At 65.0% G+C, this 15827-nt stretch carries 11 protein-coding genes and 1 other RNA gene; 7 read left to right on the plus strand and 5 right to left on the minus strand.

Features of this window, described 5'->3' with window-relative positions:
* The first annotated feature begins 336 nt into the window (after positions 1 to 336).
* Positions 337 to 2187, plus strand: coding sequence for a sensor domain-containing diguanylate cyclase (locus tag AC56KW_RS17565; RefSeq protein WP_497172043.1), 1851 nt, complete (start codon positions 337 to 339; stop codon positions 2185 to 2187).
* 48 nt (positions 2188 to 2235) lie between these two features.
* On the opposite strand, the gene AC56KW_RS17570 is transcribed toward AC56KW_RS17565, so the two are convergent.
* Both AC56KW_RS17570 and AC56KW_RS17575 read right to left on the minus strand, forming a co-directional pair.
* Positions 2236 to 4953, minus strand: a complete 2718-nt coding sequence (locus AC56KW_RS17570; RefSeq protein WP_497171966.1) for an alpha-1,6-glucosidase domain-containing protein — start codon at positions 4951 to 4953, stop codon at positions 2236 to 2238.
* A 127-nt stretch (positions 4954 to 5080) separates the two neighbouring features.
* On the minus strand, positions 5081 to 6628 hold the full coding sequence (locus AC56KW_RS17575) for a POT-type proton-dependent oligopeptide transporter (protein WP_497171967.1): 1548 nt from the start codon (positions 6626 to 6628) through the stop codon (positions 5081 to 5083).
* A 290-nt stretch (positions 6629 to 6918) separates the two neighbouring features.
* On the opposite strand from AC56KW_RS17575, the gene AC56KW_RS17580 reads away from it, so the two are divergent.
* Positions 6919 to 8559, plus strand: a complete 1641-nt coding sequence (locus AC56KW_RS17580) for an alpha-glucosidase (protein ID WP_497171968.1) — start codon at positions 6919 to 6921, stop codon at positions 8557 to 8559.
* Positions 8559 to 10418: a glucokinase gene (locus AC56KW_RS17585; protein WP_497172044.1), complete on the plus strand. Its 1860-nt coding sequence runs from the start codon at positions 8559 to 8561 to the stop codon at positions 10416 to 10418. Before AC56KW_RS17580 ends, AC56KW_RS17585 begins: the two co-directional genes overlap by 1 nt.
* A gap of 13 nt (positions 10419 to 10431) precedes the next feature.
* Here the strand turns inward: AC56KW_RS17585 and AC56KW_RS17590 are convergent, their stop codons facing one another.
* On the minus strand, positions 10432 to 10893 hold the full coding sequence (locus AC56KW_RS17590; protein ID WP_497171969.1) for a hypothetical protein: 462 nt from the start codon (positions 10891 to 10893) through the stop codon (positions 10432 to 10434).
* Positions 10894 to 11267: 374 nt separating this feature from the next.
* On the opposite strand from AC56KW_RS17590, the gene AC56KW_RS17595 reads away from it, so the two are divergent.
* Positions 11268 to 12407, plus strand: a complete 1140-nt coding sequence (locus AC56KW_RS17595; protein ID WP_497171970.1) for a PEP-CTERM sorting domain-containing protein — start codon at positions 11268 to 11270, stop codon at positions 12405 to 12407.
* A gap of 130 nt (positions 12408 to 12537) precedes the next feature.
* Here AC56KW_RS17595 and groL read toward each other — a convergent pair whose 3' ends face one another.
* Both groL and groES read right to left on the minus strand, forming a co-directional pair.
* A complete protein-coding gene (gene groL, locus AC56KW_RS17600) occupies positions 12538 to 14184 on the minus strand; it encodes a chaperonin GroEL (protein ID WP_497171971.1) in 1647 nt (548 codons plus the stop codon).
* Positions 14185 to 14224: 40 nt separating this feature from the next.
* Positions 14225 to 14515, minus strand: coding sequence for a co-chaperone GroES (gene groES / locus AC56KW_RS17605; protein ID WP_137171720.1), 291 nt, complete (start codon positions 14513 to 14515; stop codon positions 14225 to 14227).
* Between the two features lie 387 nt (positions 14516 to 14902).
* Here groES and AC56KW_RS17610 point away from each other — a divergent pair, with 387 nt between their 5' ends.
* The 3 genes from AC56KW_RS17610 to ssrS all read left to right on the plus strand — a co-directional run bounded on the left by AC56KW_RS17610 (position 14903) and on the right by ssrS (position 15773).
* Complete coding sequence (locus tag AC56KW_RS17610; RefSeq protein ID WP_497171972.1) at positions 14903 to 15238, plus strand: hypothetical protein; 336 nt, start codon at positions 14903 to 14905, stop codon at positions 15236 to 15238.
* The gene (locus AC56KW_RS17615) at positions 15235 to 15546 is read left to right on the plus strand and encodes a cell division protein ZapA (protein ID WP_497171973.1); all 312 of its coding nucleotides are present in this window, start codon (positions 15235 to 15237) and stop codon (positions 15544 to 15546) included. Before AC56KW_RS17610 ends, AC56KW_RS17615 begins: the two co-directional genes overlap by 4 nt.
* A 45-nt stretch (positions 15547 to 15591) precedes the next feature.
* Positions 15592 to 15773: non-coding RNA, 6S RNA (gene ssrS, locus AC56KW_RS17620), on the plus strand.
* Positions 15774 to 15827: the final 54 nt, after the last annotated feature.

Here is a 15827-nt window from a genome sequence, read left to right on the forward strand (position 1 = left end):
ATGCGGTGTTCACCGACGATCCGGCAACTGGACGGGCGGCTGTTGATACTTTGTGGAAACATTGGCAATCCACGCTTGCCCTGTGCCGTTGCCGTGTATGGACGTCTCGCGCGTCCGTGTGCGAAACCGTCTACGCCACGCAACGCTCTCAGCAGAAACAGTAGTTTCCGCCAGGAACCCAAGGTAAGATTCCGCCGTGGACGCCCCGAACCCTGGTGTCCCTTCATCGTTCCGGCCTCGACCCGCCGCCCCTGAACCGGTATTTGGAAGAGCACCATCATCGTCACCTACGCACACACCGAACAGGCCCGCCTCGCGGCGCTGGCCGAGCTCGAGATCCTCGATACGCCTGCGGAGACGCGCTTCGACCGCTACACGCGACTCGCCGCGATGACCTTCGGCGTACCGATCGCACTCGTCTCGCTGGTCGACGTCGACCGCCAATGGTTCAAGTCGCGTACCGGACTTGAACCGCAAGAGACGCCGCGCTCGATCTCGTTCTGCAGCCATACGGTGGAGGCGCGCGACATGCTGGTGATCGAAGACGCCAAGCTCGACCCGCGCTTCGCGGACAATGCCCTGGTGACGGGCGCGCCGCGTATCCGCTTCTACGCCGGCCAGCCGGTCTACAGCGATGGGCAGGCGGTCGGCACGCTGTGCATCATCGACCGTGCGCCGCGCAGCTTCGGCGACGAACAGCGCCAGGTGCTGAAGGACCTGGCTGGGCTGGTCGAAGTCGAACTCAATCACATGAAGGCGGTAGGCGCGCGCATGCTTGCCGAGCAGGCGCTCAAGTCGCTCAACACCGAACTGGAAGGCCGCATTGCCGCCCGCACCGCCGAGCTGGAAGAGCGCGTGGCCGAAGGCATTCGCATCCGCCAGCAGCTCGAAGAAAAGCAGGAACTGCTGGATGCGGTGCTGGAGTCGATCGACATCGGCGTGGTCGCGTGCGACGCCATCGGCAACCTGACCCTGTTCAACCGCACGGCGCGCGAATTCCATGGCCGCGACCTGACGGCGGTGGCGCCTTCGGAATGGTCGCAGCATTACTCGCTCTATCGGGACGACGGCCATACGCCGATGGCGATGGACGAGGTGCCGCTGGTGCGTGCGCTCAAGGGCGAGGTGGTATGCGACGGCGCGCTGGTGATCGCGCCGCAGGGACGCGCGCCGTGCACCCTGATCGCTAGCGGGCGTCCGCTGCGCAATGCCCAGGGCAAGACCCTGGGCGCCGTGGTGGCGATGAAGGACGTCACCGAGCTGAAGGCGTCGCGCGACCGGCTGGTGGAGAGCGAGGAGCGGCTGCGCACGATCACCGACAACCTGCCGGTGCTGATCGCGCATCTCGACCAGGACCACCGCTATGTCTTCGCCAACGCGGTGCACCAGTCCTGGTTGGGCAAGGCGCCCGGGCAGGTCGTCGGCCAGACCATGGAAGAAGCCTATGGCGAGGAATACTGGTCGCAGCAGCAGGAAGCCCTGAAGGATGCCTGGGAAGGCAAGGCGTCGCAGTGCGAGCACGACATCGTGCGCAAGAAGCACATCCGCATCGTGCACTCGACCTTCCTGCCGCACCTGCGCGACGGCAAGGTGGTGGGCGTCTACATCCTGACCACCGACGCCACCGCGGCGCGCATGCACGAGCGTAACCTGCATGCGCTGGCCCACACCGACGCGCTGACGGGCATCCCGAACCGGCGCCAGTTCGAGCTGGCGCTGCAGGCGGCGGTACAACGTGCGCCGCAGCGCGAGCGCGCCTTTGCCCTGCTGTACCTGGACATCGACCACTTCAAGCGGATCAACGACACCCACGGCCACGCGGTGGGCGACATGGTGCTGGTGGAGTTCGCGCGCCGCGTACGCAATGTCGTGCGCAGCTCCGACCTGGTGGCGCGCCTGGCCGGCGACGAGTTCACCGTGCTGCTGGACGAAGTCGGTTCGCCGCGCGATGCCGAACTGGTGGCCAAGAAAATCATGCAGGCGATGGAAGCGCCGTTCATGGTCGGCAGCAACGCGATTCGCGTCGGCGCCACCATCGGCGTCGGCCTGGCCGATGCGCGGGATGTGACGGCGCAGGGCATCAGCGAACTGGCCGACGGCGCGCTGTACCAGGCCAAGGCCATGGGCCGCAATACCTTCGCGATTGCGCGCGTGTCCGAGACGCTGGCGCTCGACCACGCGGCGTGATCCTGGCATGACGGTGACGCCAGCCGGCGCCATCGTCGATGTGCTGCATTACTCCACAAACACCACGGCGGTACGCGCCGGCACCGTGAAGGTGCCGCTGGCGCTCTCGAAACGCGCCTCGAGCGCGCGCTGGTCCGCCGCGCCCTTGGCCGTGTGCACCGGATGCAGGCGCAGTTTCCTGCCGAGCAGACGCGCGTCCTTGATGGTGTGCGCCTTCGTGTCCACGTTCACCAGGTAGCCCAGGCCGGCGAAGTTCGCGCCAGGGTAACCCTGGCCGTCGATCCAGGCCGCCACCACGGTCGGCACCTGTCCAGGGCCGGTGTTGAAGAAGCGCAGGCGGCGGTTGATGTCCTCGGTACTGCGCAGGCGCAGCAGGGTGGAGCTCGCGCGGATGCCAAGCAGGTCGCGGAATGCATCGCGCGCGAACGCGATGTCGGCGGGCGCCGGCCTGAGCGCCGCATTGGCCAGCAGCGGCTTGAACAGCGGCCAGTCCTTGGCGTTGTCGTCGCTGGGCGGCAGGCCGGTGCCGAAGAAGTTGTCCTGGTAGGTCCAGTCGAGGCGGTTGAACCAGTCGCCCGAGTTGAAGCTGTTGCGGTCCAGGGATTTCGAGCGCAGCACGTCGATGCCGGCGTGGTAATAGGCCACGCCCTGGCTGAAGGCATTGATCGCCATGCCCAGCACCTGCACCCGCGCGCGCTCGTTGGCGCTAGTCGCCAGCGGCAGCTTGAGCGCATTGATGTCGTACAGCGTCTGGTTGTCGTGGTTCTCGACGTAGTTCACCGCTTCGGCCGGCTGGCTCGCGTAGCCGGCCGGCTGGTTGCCGCCGTAGACGATGTCCTGCAGCTGGCGCACCTTGCCGTCGAAGGTCTGCAGCGGATAGCTGCGCACCGAGCCGGCCAGGCCGATGCGGATCATGTCCGCCGCGCGCAGCAGCGACTCCGGCCCATGCTCGCGGCCGAGGGCGTTCGGGTCGTACACCAGGCCGTTGATATAGCCCTGCTGGCGGATCACGGTGTCGCCCGAGTCGCCCGGCGAGCCGCCGCGCACGGCGTCGCGCGCGCGGTCGCTGAAGGTGCCGATGCCGGTGCCGTTGAGCGACAGCTGCGACGCCTGCACGAAGCGCGCGCCGTCCTGCACCTCGCCGAAGTTCCAGCCTTCGCCGATCAGCTGCACGTGGCGGCCGGCGGCCCGGTCCACTTCCTTCTGCAGGCGCTCCATCGCCGCGCGCGGCTGGTGGCCCATCAGGTCGAAGCGGTAGGAATCGATCTTGTAGTGGCGGGTCCACAGCACCGACGAGTCGATCATGAGCTTGGCCATCATCGTGTTCTCGGTGGCCGTGTTGAAGCAGCAGGTCGAGGATTCGATGCCGCCCACCGCGTTCAGGCGGTGGTAGTAGCCCGGCACCACGCGGTCGAGGATCGATTTTTCGTCCTGGCCGGCGATGAAGGTGTGGTTGTAGACCACATCAAGGCCGACGCGCAGGCCGGCCTTGTGCAGGTTCATCACCATCTCGCGGAACTCGATGATGCGGCGCGCGCCATCCTGCGGGTCGCTCGCATAACTGCCTTCGACCGCATTGAAGTGCTGCGGGTCGTAGCCCCAGTTGAAGCAGTCGGCATGGGCCGTCTTGCGGATCAGCGCTTGCTGGCTCTCGCCGTCCGGCGCGCCGGACGGCTGCGGCAGCGCGCAATCCACCTCGGGGATGCTGCCGATGTCGTACACCGGCAGCAGGTGGATGTCGGTCAGGCCGGCCTTGGCCAGTGCGCGCAGGTGCTGCATGCCGTTCGAGTTCGCCTCGGAGAAGGCGGTGTACTTGCCGCGCTTGGCTGCAGGTACGGTCGCGTCGATCAGCGAGAAGTCGCGCACGTGCAGCTCGTAGATGACCATGTCGGTCTGGGCCTGCACCGTGGCCGGCGGACGGGTCGCGTCCCACCCCGCCGGTTTCAGGTTCGGCGCATCGAGGTCGGCGATATAGCTGCGCTTCGAGTCGGCGTTGAGGCTGATCGAATAGGGATCGGTGACCAGGTTGCGCACCACGCCGGCGCCCGGCACGACGACGTCGACCGCATACTTGTAATAGCTGCCCGACAGGTCGCGCGGCAGGCTGGCGCTCCAGGCGCCGGTCTTGTCGTCGAGCTTCATCGCGTGCACGGCGCTCGCCTTGGCCGTCGGGCCGTCATAGGTGCAGACGGCGACCTGGCGCGCCGTCGGCGCCCACAGCCTGAAATCCGTCTTGCTCGCGGTCGGCGTGGCGCCGAGGTCGGGAATGGCTTCGGCCGCGGCGTACAGGTCGTCCAGGGCGCCGGCAGATTGGATCAGGGTGGCAGCGACCACGGCGCCATGCGCATCTTCCTGCACCAGCACCAGCTGTTCGCGGTGCAGGGCCGGCAGGCGGGGCAGGTCGCTGTCCGCCACGCGCAGGGTCGGGCCGGCGGCGACCCATTTGAAGCGCTCGGCGGCGGCCTGCGGGACGGCGGTGGGAGAGATGTCGAGCCTGATCGAACCGGCGGCGCCGGCGACCTTGCCACCGGCCTTGGCGACGATGGAGGCGGCAGGGGAGTGATACAGGCGGAAGCTTGCACTGGCCCGGGCGCCGGGCCAGCGCACCAGGCGCTTGTCGAGCCAGACGGCGCGGGCCTCGCGCTGCTCGCCGCCCGCTTGCAGGACTTCCTGGAAGCCGGCGCTGTTGCACGTTTCAAGGGGAACCGCGGCATAGGCGGTCGAGGACAGTGATGCCGCCACGAGGGCGATATGAAGTTTGCTCATGTAGGGTGGACGGCTCCGCCGTCCACGCGTACAAGCGGCCGGAGAACACCGCCATGGATTGGCAGTTGATAGGAGATTTGAACGCGTGGGCGGCAACGCCGCCCATGCGTTCAGCGCAGCGGTGCGATCAAGCAGCGTTGCCGCGATAGTGGTCGACCATCTTGTAGCGCGTCGCATACCAGCCGAACACGATCGCCGACAGCAGCGCGAAACCGGCGAAGAAGTACATCTGCGCCGCCATCACGCCCACGCCCGTACCTTCGATATACCCGACCACCGACTCGTTCTTGACGCTCGCGTTCACGATCAGCACCCACAGGTTGCCGACCGTGACGGCCAGGTACCATAGCGCCATGATCACGCCCTTCATCGAGGCCGGCGCCTGGCTGTAGGCGAATTCGAGGCCGGTCGCCGAGACCAGCACCTCGCCCAGGGTCAGCAGCGCATACGGCGCGATCTGCCAGGCGATCGAGACGGCGTCGCCGGCATCGAGCGCCACCTGCAGGTTGCCTACCACGACCCAGGCCGCGGCCGACAGCATGATGCCGGCGGTCATGCGGCGCAGCGGCGTCGGCTCCACGCCGAACTTGCGCAGCAGCGGGAACAGGGCGAAGTTGTTGAACGGGATCAGGATCATCACCAGCAGCGGATTCAAGGCCTGCATCTGGGCCGGGATCACGTCGAAGGTCCAGCCGAGGAAGTTTACCTGCGTGGTCATGGCATTGGCCTGCACGATCCAGGTCGAGGCTTTCTGGTCGAACAGCGACCAGAACGGCGTCACCAGCGCGAACACGATCAGGATGCGCAGCACGGCGCGCACGCCGTCCACCGCTTCCTGCGGGTGAATGCCGCGCGCACGCTCCAGCTGCATCGAGGCGCCGATGCCGCCGAAGGCCATCAGCAGCACCAGTGCGGTACAGGCGCCGATCACGAAGCCCCACTGCACCGACATCGCCAGCGACACCACGGCGCCCACGGCGCCGACCAGCGCCATGTTCAGGCCCGGCCGGCCCTGGCCGGGCGCCTTGGCCAGCAGGGCGGTCTTGGCGACCCGCATGAAAGAGTGCGGATTGGGCGGCGCTGGCGGCACGTGCACGTATTTCTTCTTGCCGCTCCAGAACACCATGGTGGCGATGAACATCAGGATGCCGGGCACGCCGAAGGCCCAGGCCGGACCATAGTCGCGCAGCAGCAGCGGCATCAGCAGCGACGCGAAGAAGGAACCGAAGTTGATGATCCAGTAGAAGGCGTCGAACACGATCTTCGCCTTGTCCTTGTTGGTCTGGTCGAACTGGTCGCCCACGAACGAGGCGACCAGCGGCTTGATGCCGCCCGAGCCGAGCGCGATCAGGAACAGGCCGAAATAGAAGCCGTTGACGTTATCCTCGAAGATGGCCAGGCAGGCGTGGCCCACGCAGTACACGAGGCTGAGCCAGAACACGGTGTTGTACTTGCCGAAATAGCGGTCGGCCAGCCAGCCGCCCAGCAGCGGGAAGAAGTACACGCCGATCACGAAGGTGTGGAACACGTGCTTGGCTTCGCCGGTGCGCATGTCTTCCGGCAGGAACATCAAGAGCGTCGTGATCAGGAAGGGTGTCAGGATGTTGCGCATCCCGTAGAAGCTGAATCGCTCGCAGCCCTCGTTGGCAATGATGTAGGGGATTTGCCGCGGCATTCTCCCGGAACCTGGTTTTGCTAGATCAGTCATCGACCGCTTCCTTGAAATGTCAAACAGACGCGATGCTATGACGAGGGCGTATGACTTTGCAATAAAAATATTTTTGCGAAACAAACGAGAAACATATCGGCGTAGTTTAGTTACGCACGCAACGTTCATGGAAACGTTTTCTTGTTCTCAAGTCGTTGAAATGCAAGGATAAATCAGGTGTTTGTCGGAATGGACGCCAATTGTCAAGTTTTCTTGCATCCTGTATATTGCCTAGAATTCCAAACCATGACTCAGCCATGACCCAGACCACGACGACGACGACGAATCCGAACTGGTGGCGCGACGCCATCATCTACCAGGTGTACCCGCGCAGCTACTTCGACAGCAATGGCGACGGCATCGGCGACCTGGCCGGCATCACCGACAAGCTCGACTACATCGCGAGCCTCGGCGTGGACATCGTCTGGTTGTCGCCGTTCTTCAAGTCGCCGATGCGCGACTTCGGCTACGACATCGAGGACTACTGCGACGTCGACCCGATGTTCGGCACCCTGGCCGACTTCGACCGCCTGGTCGCGAAGGCGCACGGCCTGGGCCTGAAGATCATGATCGACCAGGTGATGTCGCACACCGCCGACACCCATCCCTGGTTTGCCGAAAGCCGCGCCAGCCGCGACAATCCAAAGTCGGACTGGTATGTCTGGTCCGATCCGCTCCCGGACGGTAACCCGCCCAACAACTGGCTGTCGGTGTTCGGCGGCTCGGCATGGCAGTGGGACACCCGCCGCAAGCAGTACTACATGCACAACTTCCTGGTGAGCCAGCCGCAGCTCAACTTCCACAATCCGGACGTGCAGAAGGCGCACCTGGCGGCCCAGCGCTTCTGGCTCGAGCGCGGCGTCGACGGCGTGCGCATGGATGCCTGCGTATTCCACTTCCACGACCGGCAACTGCGCAGCAATCCGCCCGCTCTGGTGCGCGACACCTCGACCGTGACCGACGTGAACCCGTATGGCATGCAGGCCCACATCTATGACAAGACGCAGCCCGAGAACATCGCGTTCATGGAAAAGCTGCGCGCCCAGCTCGACGAATTCGGCGCCATCTCCATCGGCGAGATCAGCTCGGACGATGCGCTGGCCCAGATGAACGAGTACATGGCAGGCGGGAACAAGCTGCACATGGCCTACAGCTTCAACTTCCTGACGCCGGTATTTACGGCCGCCCACATCCGCGCCCAGGTCGAAGACTTCGAGCGGCGCGTGGAAGAAGGCTGGGCGTCCTGGTCGATCGGAAATCACGATGCGATCCGCGTGATGACGCGCTGGGGCGGCCCGCAGGCCACGAGCTCGTTCGGCAAGCTGGCGCTGGCGATGCAGCTCGCGCTCAAGGGCACGCCCTGCCTGTACCAGGGCGACGAACTGGCGCTGCACGAAGCCGACGTCCCGTTCGAACTGCTGCAAGACCCGTACGGCATCACCTTCTGGCCCGAGTTCAAGGGCCGCGACGGCTGCCGCACCCCGATGCCGTGGCAGGCCGATGCGCCGAACGCCGGGTTCACCGAAGGCAAGCCATGGCTGCCGGTGGAACCTGCGCATGCCGCCGCCGCGGTCGACGTGCAGGACCGCGACCCGGACTCGATGCTCAACTTCCAGCGCCGCTTCATCGCGCTGCGCCGCACAATGCCGCAGCTGACGCGCGGCGAGATCACCTTCTTCGATGCGCCGGAGCCGATCCTGGCCCTGCAACGCGACCTCGATGGCCATGCCGGCGTGCTGGCGGCCTTCAACCTGTCGAACCAGGAAGTAAGCTTCGACTGGCCGGCGTCGACCGGTGCGGCGCAGCTGGACGTCGGCCTGCCGGGCAGCGCCCAGGCGGGGCGCGTGACCCTGCCGCCTTACGGCGCCTGGTTCGGCACCCTGGCGCGGGTAGCATGATGAACGGCCGGCAGGAACCGGAAAAGTTCGCGCGCACGGCCTTCGCGGACGGACCGCGCCTGCTGGCCGACATCGGCGCGACCCATGCGCGCTTCGCACTGCAGACCGCGCCGGGCGTGTTCCGCTCGGTCGAGGTGCTGCGCTGCGACGACTTCGAGGGCATCGTGCCGCTGCTGCGCCACTACCTGCGCGACCATGAAGACGTGCGCCTGAACCACGGCGCCTTCGCGGTCGCCAACCCGATCAACGGCGACTACGTGCGCATGACCAACCGCGCCTGGGAGTTCTCGACCGATGCGGTGCGGCGCGAGCTGGGCCTGTCGACCCTCCTGATCGTCAACGACTTCACCGCGCTGGCCACTGCGCTGCCGGGCTTCGCCAAGGAGGACCTGATGCAGGTGGGGCCTGGCACGCCGGTGCCGGGCGCGGTGATCGGCGTGCTGGGCCCGGGCACGGGCCTCGGCGTATCGGGCGGGATTCCGACCGCCGACGGTTTCGTCACGCTGGGCAGCGAGGGCGGCCACGTCAACTTCGCGCCGGCCGACGAACGCGAGTTCGCGATCCTGCAATACGCCTGGCGCGAGTGGCCGCACGTGTCGAACGAGCGCCTGATCTCGGGCCCGGGCATGGAAGTCATCTACCGCGCCCTGGCGCACCGCAACGGCGTCGATGCCGAAGCGCGCAGCGCGGCCGCGATCGTGGCCGGCGCGCTCGAGGCCGACGACCCGCTGTGCCTCGAGACGCTGGAATGCTTCTGCGGCATGCTGGGCGGCGCCGCCGCCAACCTGGCGGTGACGCTGGGCGCCTTTGGCGGCATCTTCATCGGCGGCGGCATCGTGCCGCGCCTCGGCGAGTGGTTCGCGCGCTCGCCGTTTCGCACCCGTTTCGAAGCCAAGGGGCGTTTCTCGGACTACCTGGCGGACATCCCGACCTATGTGATCGTCACGCCGAACCCCGCCTTCCACGGCGTGGCGACCATCCTGGCCGAGCACCTGCGCGGCCGCAGCGGGGCCAACACGCTGATGGAGCGCATCGGCCAGTTGCGCCAGGAGCTGTCGCCGGCCGAGGCGCGCGTGGCGACGCTCGTGCTCGAACATCCGCGCACGGTGCTGAACGAACCGATCGCCGAGATCGCGCGCCTGGCCGACGTGAGCCAGCCGACGGTGATCCGCTTCTGCCGCTCGCTGGGCTTCCAGGGCCTGGCCGAATTCAAGCTGAAATTCGCCAGCAGCCTGACCGGGGCGATCCCCGTGCGCCACAGCCAGGTGCGCATGAGCGATAGCACCCATGACCTGTCGGCCAAGGTGATCGACAACACGGTATCGGCGATCCTGCGATTTCGCGACCAGCTCGATGTGCGTTCGCTTGATCGCGCCATTGAACTGGTGAGCAAGGCGCGGCGGGTCGAGTTCTACGCGCTGGGCAATTCGCGTGCGGTGGCGCTGGACGGCCAGCACAAATTCTTCCGCTTCAAGATCCCGACCGCGCTGTATGGGGACGCCCACCTGTTCACGCTCGCCGCCGGCTTGCTGGGACCGGGCGACGTGGTGATCGCGGTGTCGAATTCAGGCGGACTGCCCGAGCTGCTGCAGGCGGTGGATATCGCGCGCGCCGCCGGCGCCGACGTGATCGCCATCAGCAACAGCCAGTCGCCGCTGGCGCGCAAGGCCAGCGTGTGCCTGGCGGTCGATCACAGCGAGGACAGCACCAGCTTCCTGTCGATGATTTCGCGCATCCTGCAGTTGCTGCTGATCGATATCATGGCGGTCGGGATCTCGGTCGATGGCCAGCATGGGCCGCATGGCCAGGACGGCGGCCACGATCCGCGCCGGCTCCTGATCTCGCACCTCGACAGCTGACGCTGCGGCGGGCTTACTTGATGTCGACGCGCTCGATCGTGCGGCGCCATTCCTGGAGGCTCAGCAGCTTGTCGGACCCGGTGTCGTCGACCAGGATCTCGCTGCCGTCCTGGGCCACCAGGAAGCTCTCGCGGCGGCGCGCATCGTCGCTTCGGTTCTCGACAAAACTCAGCTGGTAATACTTCTTGCCGTTGACGTCGCGCGGGACCGGATCGTCCTCGATCACGGCGCCGTGGGCCTTGCCCTTGCTGCGCTGTTCGATCTGCTGCGACCAGGCCTGCAGTTCGGGCAGCGCGAGCAGCGAGGCCATCGCATCTTCTTTCGTGTGGGCCGGCGCCTGGGCGACCGGCGCGGCGGGCGCCGGCGTCGGCGCCGTCTCCCGTTCGGCGCGCTTGCAGCCGGCAATGGCGCAGCACAGCGCGAGCGCGGCGACGGTCAGGCGCAGGGTAGGGGAGGAAGCGGCGCGTGTGGACATGGCAAGTCTCGTGATGGCAGGCGGCCATGGTAAACCATGCGTATTCGGCCAGCAATATAGTCTGCTCGGCAAGCCTGCATTGCCCGGAACGACAAGGTCTTGTCGCTCTATACTGCACCATTTATTGAGCATATTTCCCTGTGGAAAGTAATTCGTGGTTTTCGCCACGAAATCACATTTTTCACCACAGAACTGAAATTTATTTGTAGAAATAATGCTATCCTGTAGGATCACTCCTACCTATATACCCCATGGACCGCCGCCGCGCTGCCTATACCCGACGTGTAGAAAAGACTTCGCAACGCGAGAAGCGCCTGGCTGCGCTCGCCGTCCTTGGCGTTGCTGTCGGCGTCGCTGGCGTGCTGGCGCCCCCTTTGCATATCGACTGGCCGAACTTGTTGCGCGAGCGCGACGAGATCACCCATTTCGGTACGGCGTCCCCGGTAATGCGGGCGCCAACAGCGGCCAGCCCGACGCCGGCCGCGGAGCCGGGCGCCGCGCGGCGCATCTATCCGTATTCGATCATTCCCGGCGGCGTATCGGGCAAGGAAGAGCTGGCGCGGGTCCTCAAGGCCGATCTCGTGGTCGCGGCGCACTATGCGGGTTTCGACGTCGCGAATGCGCGCGCGGTGACCGTCACCGCGCCGCGCGCCGTGTATGTGTCGTACCGCAAGGGCGACCAGGTGTACTGGACCAAGAAGAAACTCATGCTGGCGCCTGGCGAAACCCTGTTGAGCGACGGCAAGAACGAAATGCGGGCACGCTGCGCGAACCGGATTTCCGACGTGCCCATGTTCCCGGTCGAGGCCAATGGGCCGACCGAGACCGAACTCGATTCCTTTGTCGTCGAGGACGGGGGCGCTCTGGTGGCCGTGGCGGCCGAGGTGCCCGGAGCGACTGACTTGGCGACGGGCTCGCGCTTCCAGACCGCCAGCTTCCCGTATGGCGCCGGCCTGGTCGTGCCCACCGCGGGCAACCCGGCGCCGACGCGCAGTGGCTTCACGCCTGCCGGCAACACGCCGGGAATTCCACCCATTTACAGCGGTGGCAGGATCGACGATCAGACGGTCGAGACCGGCATTACGCCGCCGGCCGCGACGCAACCGACGATACCGGATACGCCGGGCAAGCCGGATACGCCAGGTACTCCCGACACACCGGGAACCCCGGACCGTCCGGTGACGCCGGATACCCCGGACCGCCCGGTGACGCCGGACACTCCCGACCGTCCTGTGACGCCGGACAAGCCGGATACCCCGGACAAGCCGGATAGCCCGGATACTCCGGACCGGCCCGACCCTCCGGGGACCCCCGATGACCCGGAGCTTCCGCCGGAGCCGCCCGATCCCCCGGTCGTGCCGCCCGTGAACCCACCCGTGAATCCGCCCGATATTCCGGTCGACCCGGAAGACCCGCCGGTCGAAGTGCCCGAACCAGGCACGCTGTGGCTCGGCGGCGCGGCCGTCGTGGCCATGCTGTGGCTGTGCCGCAGGGGCGCGCGCGCCAAGGGCTGATCCGCCGCACTGCCTACCGATACGCCAGACAGCAAAAAGCCCGCAAGGCGTGAACCTTGCGGGCTTTTTTGTCGGGGAAGACCCGCGCCGACTGTGGCTGCAATCGGCGCCGGTCCGGCGACAGCGTGATTTACATCATGCCGTCCATGCCGCCCATGCCACCCATGCCGCCCATGCCGCCCATGCCGCCGGCTGGCTTGTCTTCAGCCAGTTCCGAGACCATGCAGTCGGTGGTCAGCATCAGGCCAGCGATCGACGCTGCATTCTGCAGGGCCGAACGGGTGACCTTGGCTGGATCCAGGACGCCCATTTCGACCATGTCGCCGTAGGTGCCGTTGGCGGCGTTGTAGCCGTAGTTGCCGGTGCCGGCCAGGACTGCAGCGACCACGACCGATGGCTCTTCGCCGGCGTTCTGGACGATCATGCGCAGTGGCTCTTCCATGGCGCGCAGGACGATCTTGATGCCTGCGTCCTGGTCCGGATTGTCGCCTTTGATGTCGATCGAAGCGCGAGCACGCAGCAGGGCAACGCCACCGCCGGCGACGATGCCTTCTTCCACCGCAGCGCGGGTAGCGTGCAGTGCATCTTCGACGCGTGCTTTCTTCTCTTTCATCTCGACTTCGGTAGCGGCACCGACGCGGATCACGGCAACGCCGCCGGCCAGCTTGGCCACGCGCTCTTGCAGTTTTTCGCGGTCGTAGTCCGAAGTCGCTTCTTCGATCTGGGCGCGGATCATCTTGACACGACCTTCGATCGATTCAGCCTGGCCGGCGCCGTCGATGATGATGGTGTTTTCCTTGCCCACTTCGACGCGCGAAGCCTGGCCCAGTTCGGCCAGGGTGACCTTTTCCAGGGTCAGGCCGACTTCTTCGGCGATGACCTGGCCGCCGGTCAGGACAGCGATGTCTTCCAGCATGGCCTTGCGGCGGTCGCCGAAGCCAGGGGCCTTGACGGCGACGGTCTTCAGGATGCCACGGATGTTGTTCACGACCAGGGTCGCCAGCGCTTCGCCTTCGATGTCTTCGGCGATGATGACCAGCGGACGGCCGGCCTTGGCGACTTGCTCCAGCACCGGCAGCAGGTCACGGATGTTCGAGATCTTCTTGTCGCACAGCAGGATGAACGGCTGTTCGTGCACGGCGACTTGCTTGTCCGGGTTGTTGATGAAGTAAGGCGACAGGTAGCCGCGGTCGAACTGCATGCCTTCCACGATGTCCAGCTCGTCGTTCAGCGACTTGCCGTCTTCGACGGTGATGACGCCTTCCTTGCCCACTTTTTCCATCGCTTCAGCGATGCGCTCGCCGATCGAGGTTTCCGAGTTGGCCGAAATGGCGCCGACTTGTGCGATCTCTTTGGTGGTGGTGGTTGGCTTGGCGATCTTCTTCAGTTCTTCGACGGTCGCTGCGACGGCCTTGTCGATGCCGCGCTTCAGGTCCATCGGGTTCATGCCGGCGGCAACGAACTTCATGCCTTCGCGCACGATGGCTTGTGCCAGCACGGTCGCGGTGGTGGTGCCGTCACCGGCGTTGTCGCTGGTCTTGGAAGCGACTTCCTTGACCATTTGCGCGCCCATGTTCTGGAGCTTGTCTTTCAGTTCGATTTCTTTTGCGACCGAGACACCATCCTTGGTGACGGTCGGGGCGCCGAACGAGCGCTCGAGCACGACGTTGCGGCCTTTCGGGCCCAGGGTGACCTTGACTGCGTTGGCGAGGACATTGACGCCTTCAACCATCTTGGCGCGCGCTGCGTCGCCGAACACTACTTCTTTAGCTGCCATTTGTTATTTCTCCGAATGTATCGTGAATGGGGTCAGGGAATTACTGCTGGACGACGGCCATGATGTCTTCTTCGCGCATCACGAGCAGTTCTTCGCCGTTGACCTTGACGGCCTGGCCGGAGTACTTACCGAACAGCACGCGATCGCCGACCTTGACTTCCAGCGGACGGACCTGGCCGTTGTCTTGCACTTTGCCGTTACCGATGGCGAGGACTTCGCCTTGGTCTGGCTTCTCTGCCGCGGCATCAGGGATGATCAGGCCGGACGCAGTCTTGGTTTCCTGGTCGAGGCGCTTGACGATTACGCGATCGTGCAGAGGACGAAGGTTCATGCAAAACTCCTTAATATTCAGTGGTTTAACTAGCGTTGTTTTGACACCGTCGCAGCCTTTGGTTCAAGACTGCGATGGTCTGCAAAGAGTTGTTAGCACTCTCTACTAACGAGTGCTAATTATAGGGACGATAATTTGCCATTTCAAGCAGCAAGATGGCTAAATACGTTCATGAGCTTGAGAAAGCGCAATTCTGTCAAGTCTTGGGCAATGTGTTTCTGGCATTACTTGCCGACGGTGGCGAACTTGGCAAGAGGCGGGCAGCGTACACTGCCTGGCGCTTTCCTGCCGCACGCCAGGCTGCCGCGACAGTCGTTGCTGGCCTGTCGTGCCGCACCGCAGCGCGATTCGGTTGACGGAAAATCCATCTCGATCCTATAGTGTCGAATGATTTCCGAATTCCAAGACCTCTCAGACAAAATCGACCGGCTCGCCCAGCTGACCCAGTCGCTGCGCGCCGAGAATTATCTGCTGCGCCAGGCCAATACCCTGCTCAGCGCCGAGAACCTCGCATTCAAGGAGCGCCTGATCGAGGCCCAGCGGCGGGTCGAGGCCCTGCTCGACGAACTTCCCAAGCCGCCGGAAGATCCGGCGAGCGAAGAGGACGGCGAGGGCGCCGAGGATGGCGAGGACGCCGCCGCGCATCCGGCGACCGACCAGGCAACTGGCGTTCCAGGCAATAGCGCGGGCAACGGCGCAGGCAATAGCGAGGCAGCACGATGATCCATCTCGACGTCACCATCATGGGCCAGCCCTACCGCCTGGCGTGCCGCGACGGCGAAGAACGCACGCTGCGCGAAGCGGTGAGCTACCTCGACGGCAAGATGTGCCAGCTGCGCGATTCGGGCAAGGTCAAGGGCACCGACCGCATCGCGGTCATGGCCGCGCTGAGCGTCGCCGCCGAATTCCTGTCGGTCAAATCGCCGCAGGGACCGCTGTCGGACATGTCGATCCTCGAGGTCAAGCAAAAACTGGAATCGATGCATACCGTGCTCGACAAGGTGCTGGCGCCCCAGGAAAATCTTTTTTGAAAGGCGAATCCGTTTGACATGCCGCTTCAAAAGAGTAAACTGCGCTCTACCCTGCGGTGTTCGAGATTTGCCATATATTCCTTGAACCATTCTTACGCATAGGTCGTGGAACAAGTTCGATGGGAGTGAGCGTCACTCGTTTGACGAACCCGAAATTGATCTGACCGTGACCGCCTTGAACCGTTTTGGTTCAGGATGCCGGCAAAAACGGCACTGGCGGGGGCTAGAATACATAAGCGGTTGCGCACTTTGTCGCAGCCGCTTTTTTTTGTGCGCATAGC

The sequence above is a fragment of the Telluria sp. RT2P19 genome (assembly GCF_059685725.1).

Bases quoted from the DNA above. Each gene is read 5' to 3' on its own strand.
- AC56KW_RS17585 (WP_497172044.1), top strand. From the start codon at position 8,559: ATGAACGGCCGGCAGGAACCGGAAAAGTTCGCGCGCACGGCCTTCGCG.
- AC56KW_RS17570 (WP_497171966.1), bottom strand. From the start codon at position 4,953: ATGAGCAAACTTCATATCGCCCTCGTGGCGGCATCACTGTCCTCGACC.
- AC56KW_RS17615 (WP_497171973.1), top strand. From the start codon at position 15,235: ATGATCCATCTCGACGTCACCATCATGGGCCAGCCCTACCGCCTGGCG.
- AC56KW_RS17580 (WP_497171968.1), top strand. From the start codon at position 6,919: ATGACCCAGACCACGACGACGACGACGAATCCGAACTGGTGGCGCGAC.
- AC56KW_RS17590 (WP_497171969.1), bottom strand. From the start codon at position 10,893: ATGTCCACACGCGCCGCTTCCTCCCCTACCCTGCGCCTGACCGTCGCC.
- AC56KW_RS17575 (WP_497171967.1), bottom strand. From the start codon at position 6,628: ATGCCGCGGCAAATCCCCTACATCATTGCCAACGAGGGCTGCGAGCGA.
- groES (WP_137171720.1), bottom strand. From the start codon at position 14,515: ATGAACCTTCGTCCTCTGCACGATCGCGTAATCGTCAAGCGCCTCGAC.
- AC56KW_RS17610 (WP_497171972.1), top strand. From the start codon at position 14,903: ATGATTTCCGAATTCCAAGACCTCTCAGACAAAATCGACCGGCTCGCC.
- groL (WP_497171971.1), bottom strand. From the start codon at position 14,184: ATGGCAGCTAAAGAAGTAGTGTTCGGCGACGCAGCGCGCGCCAAGATG.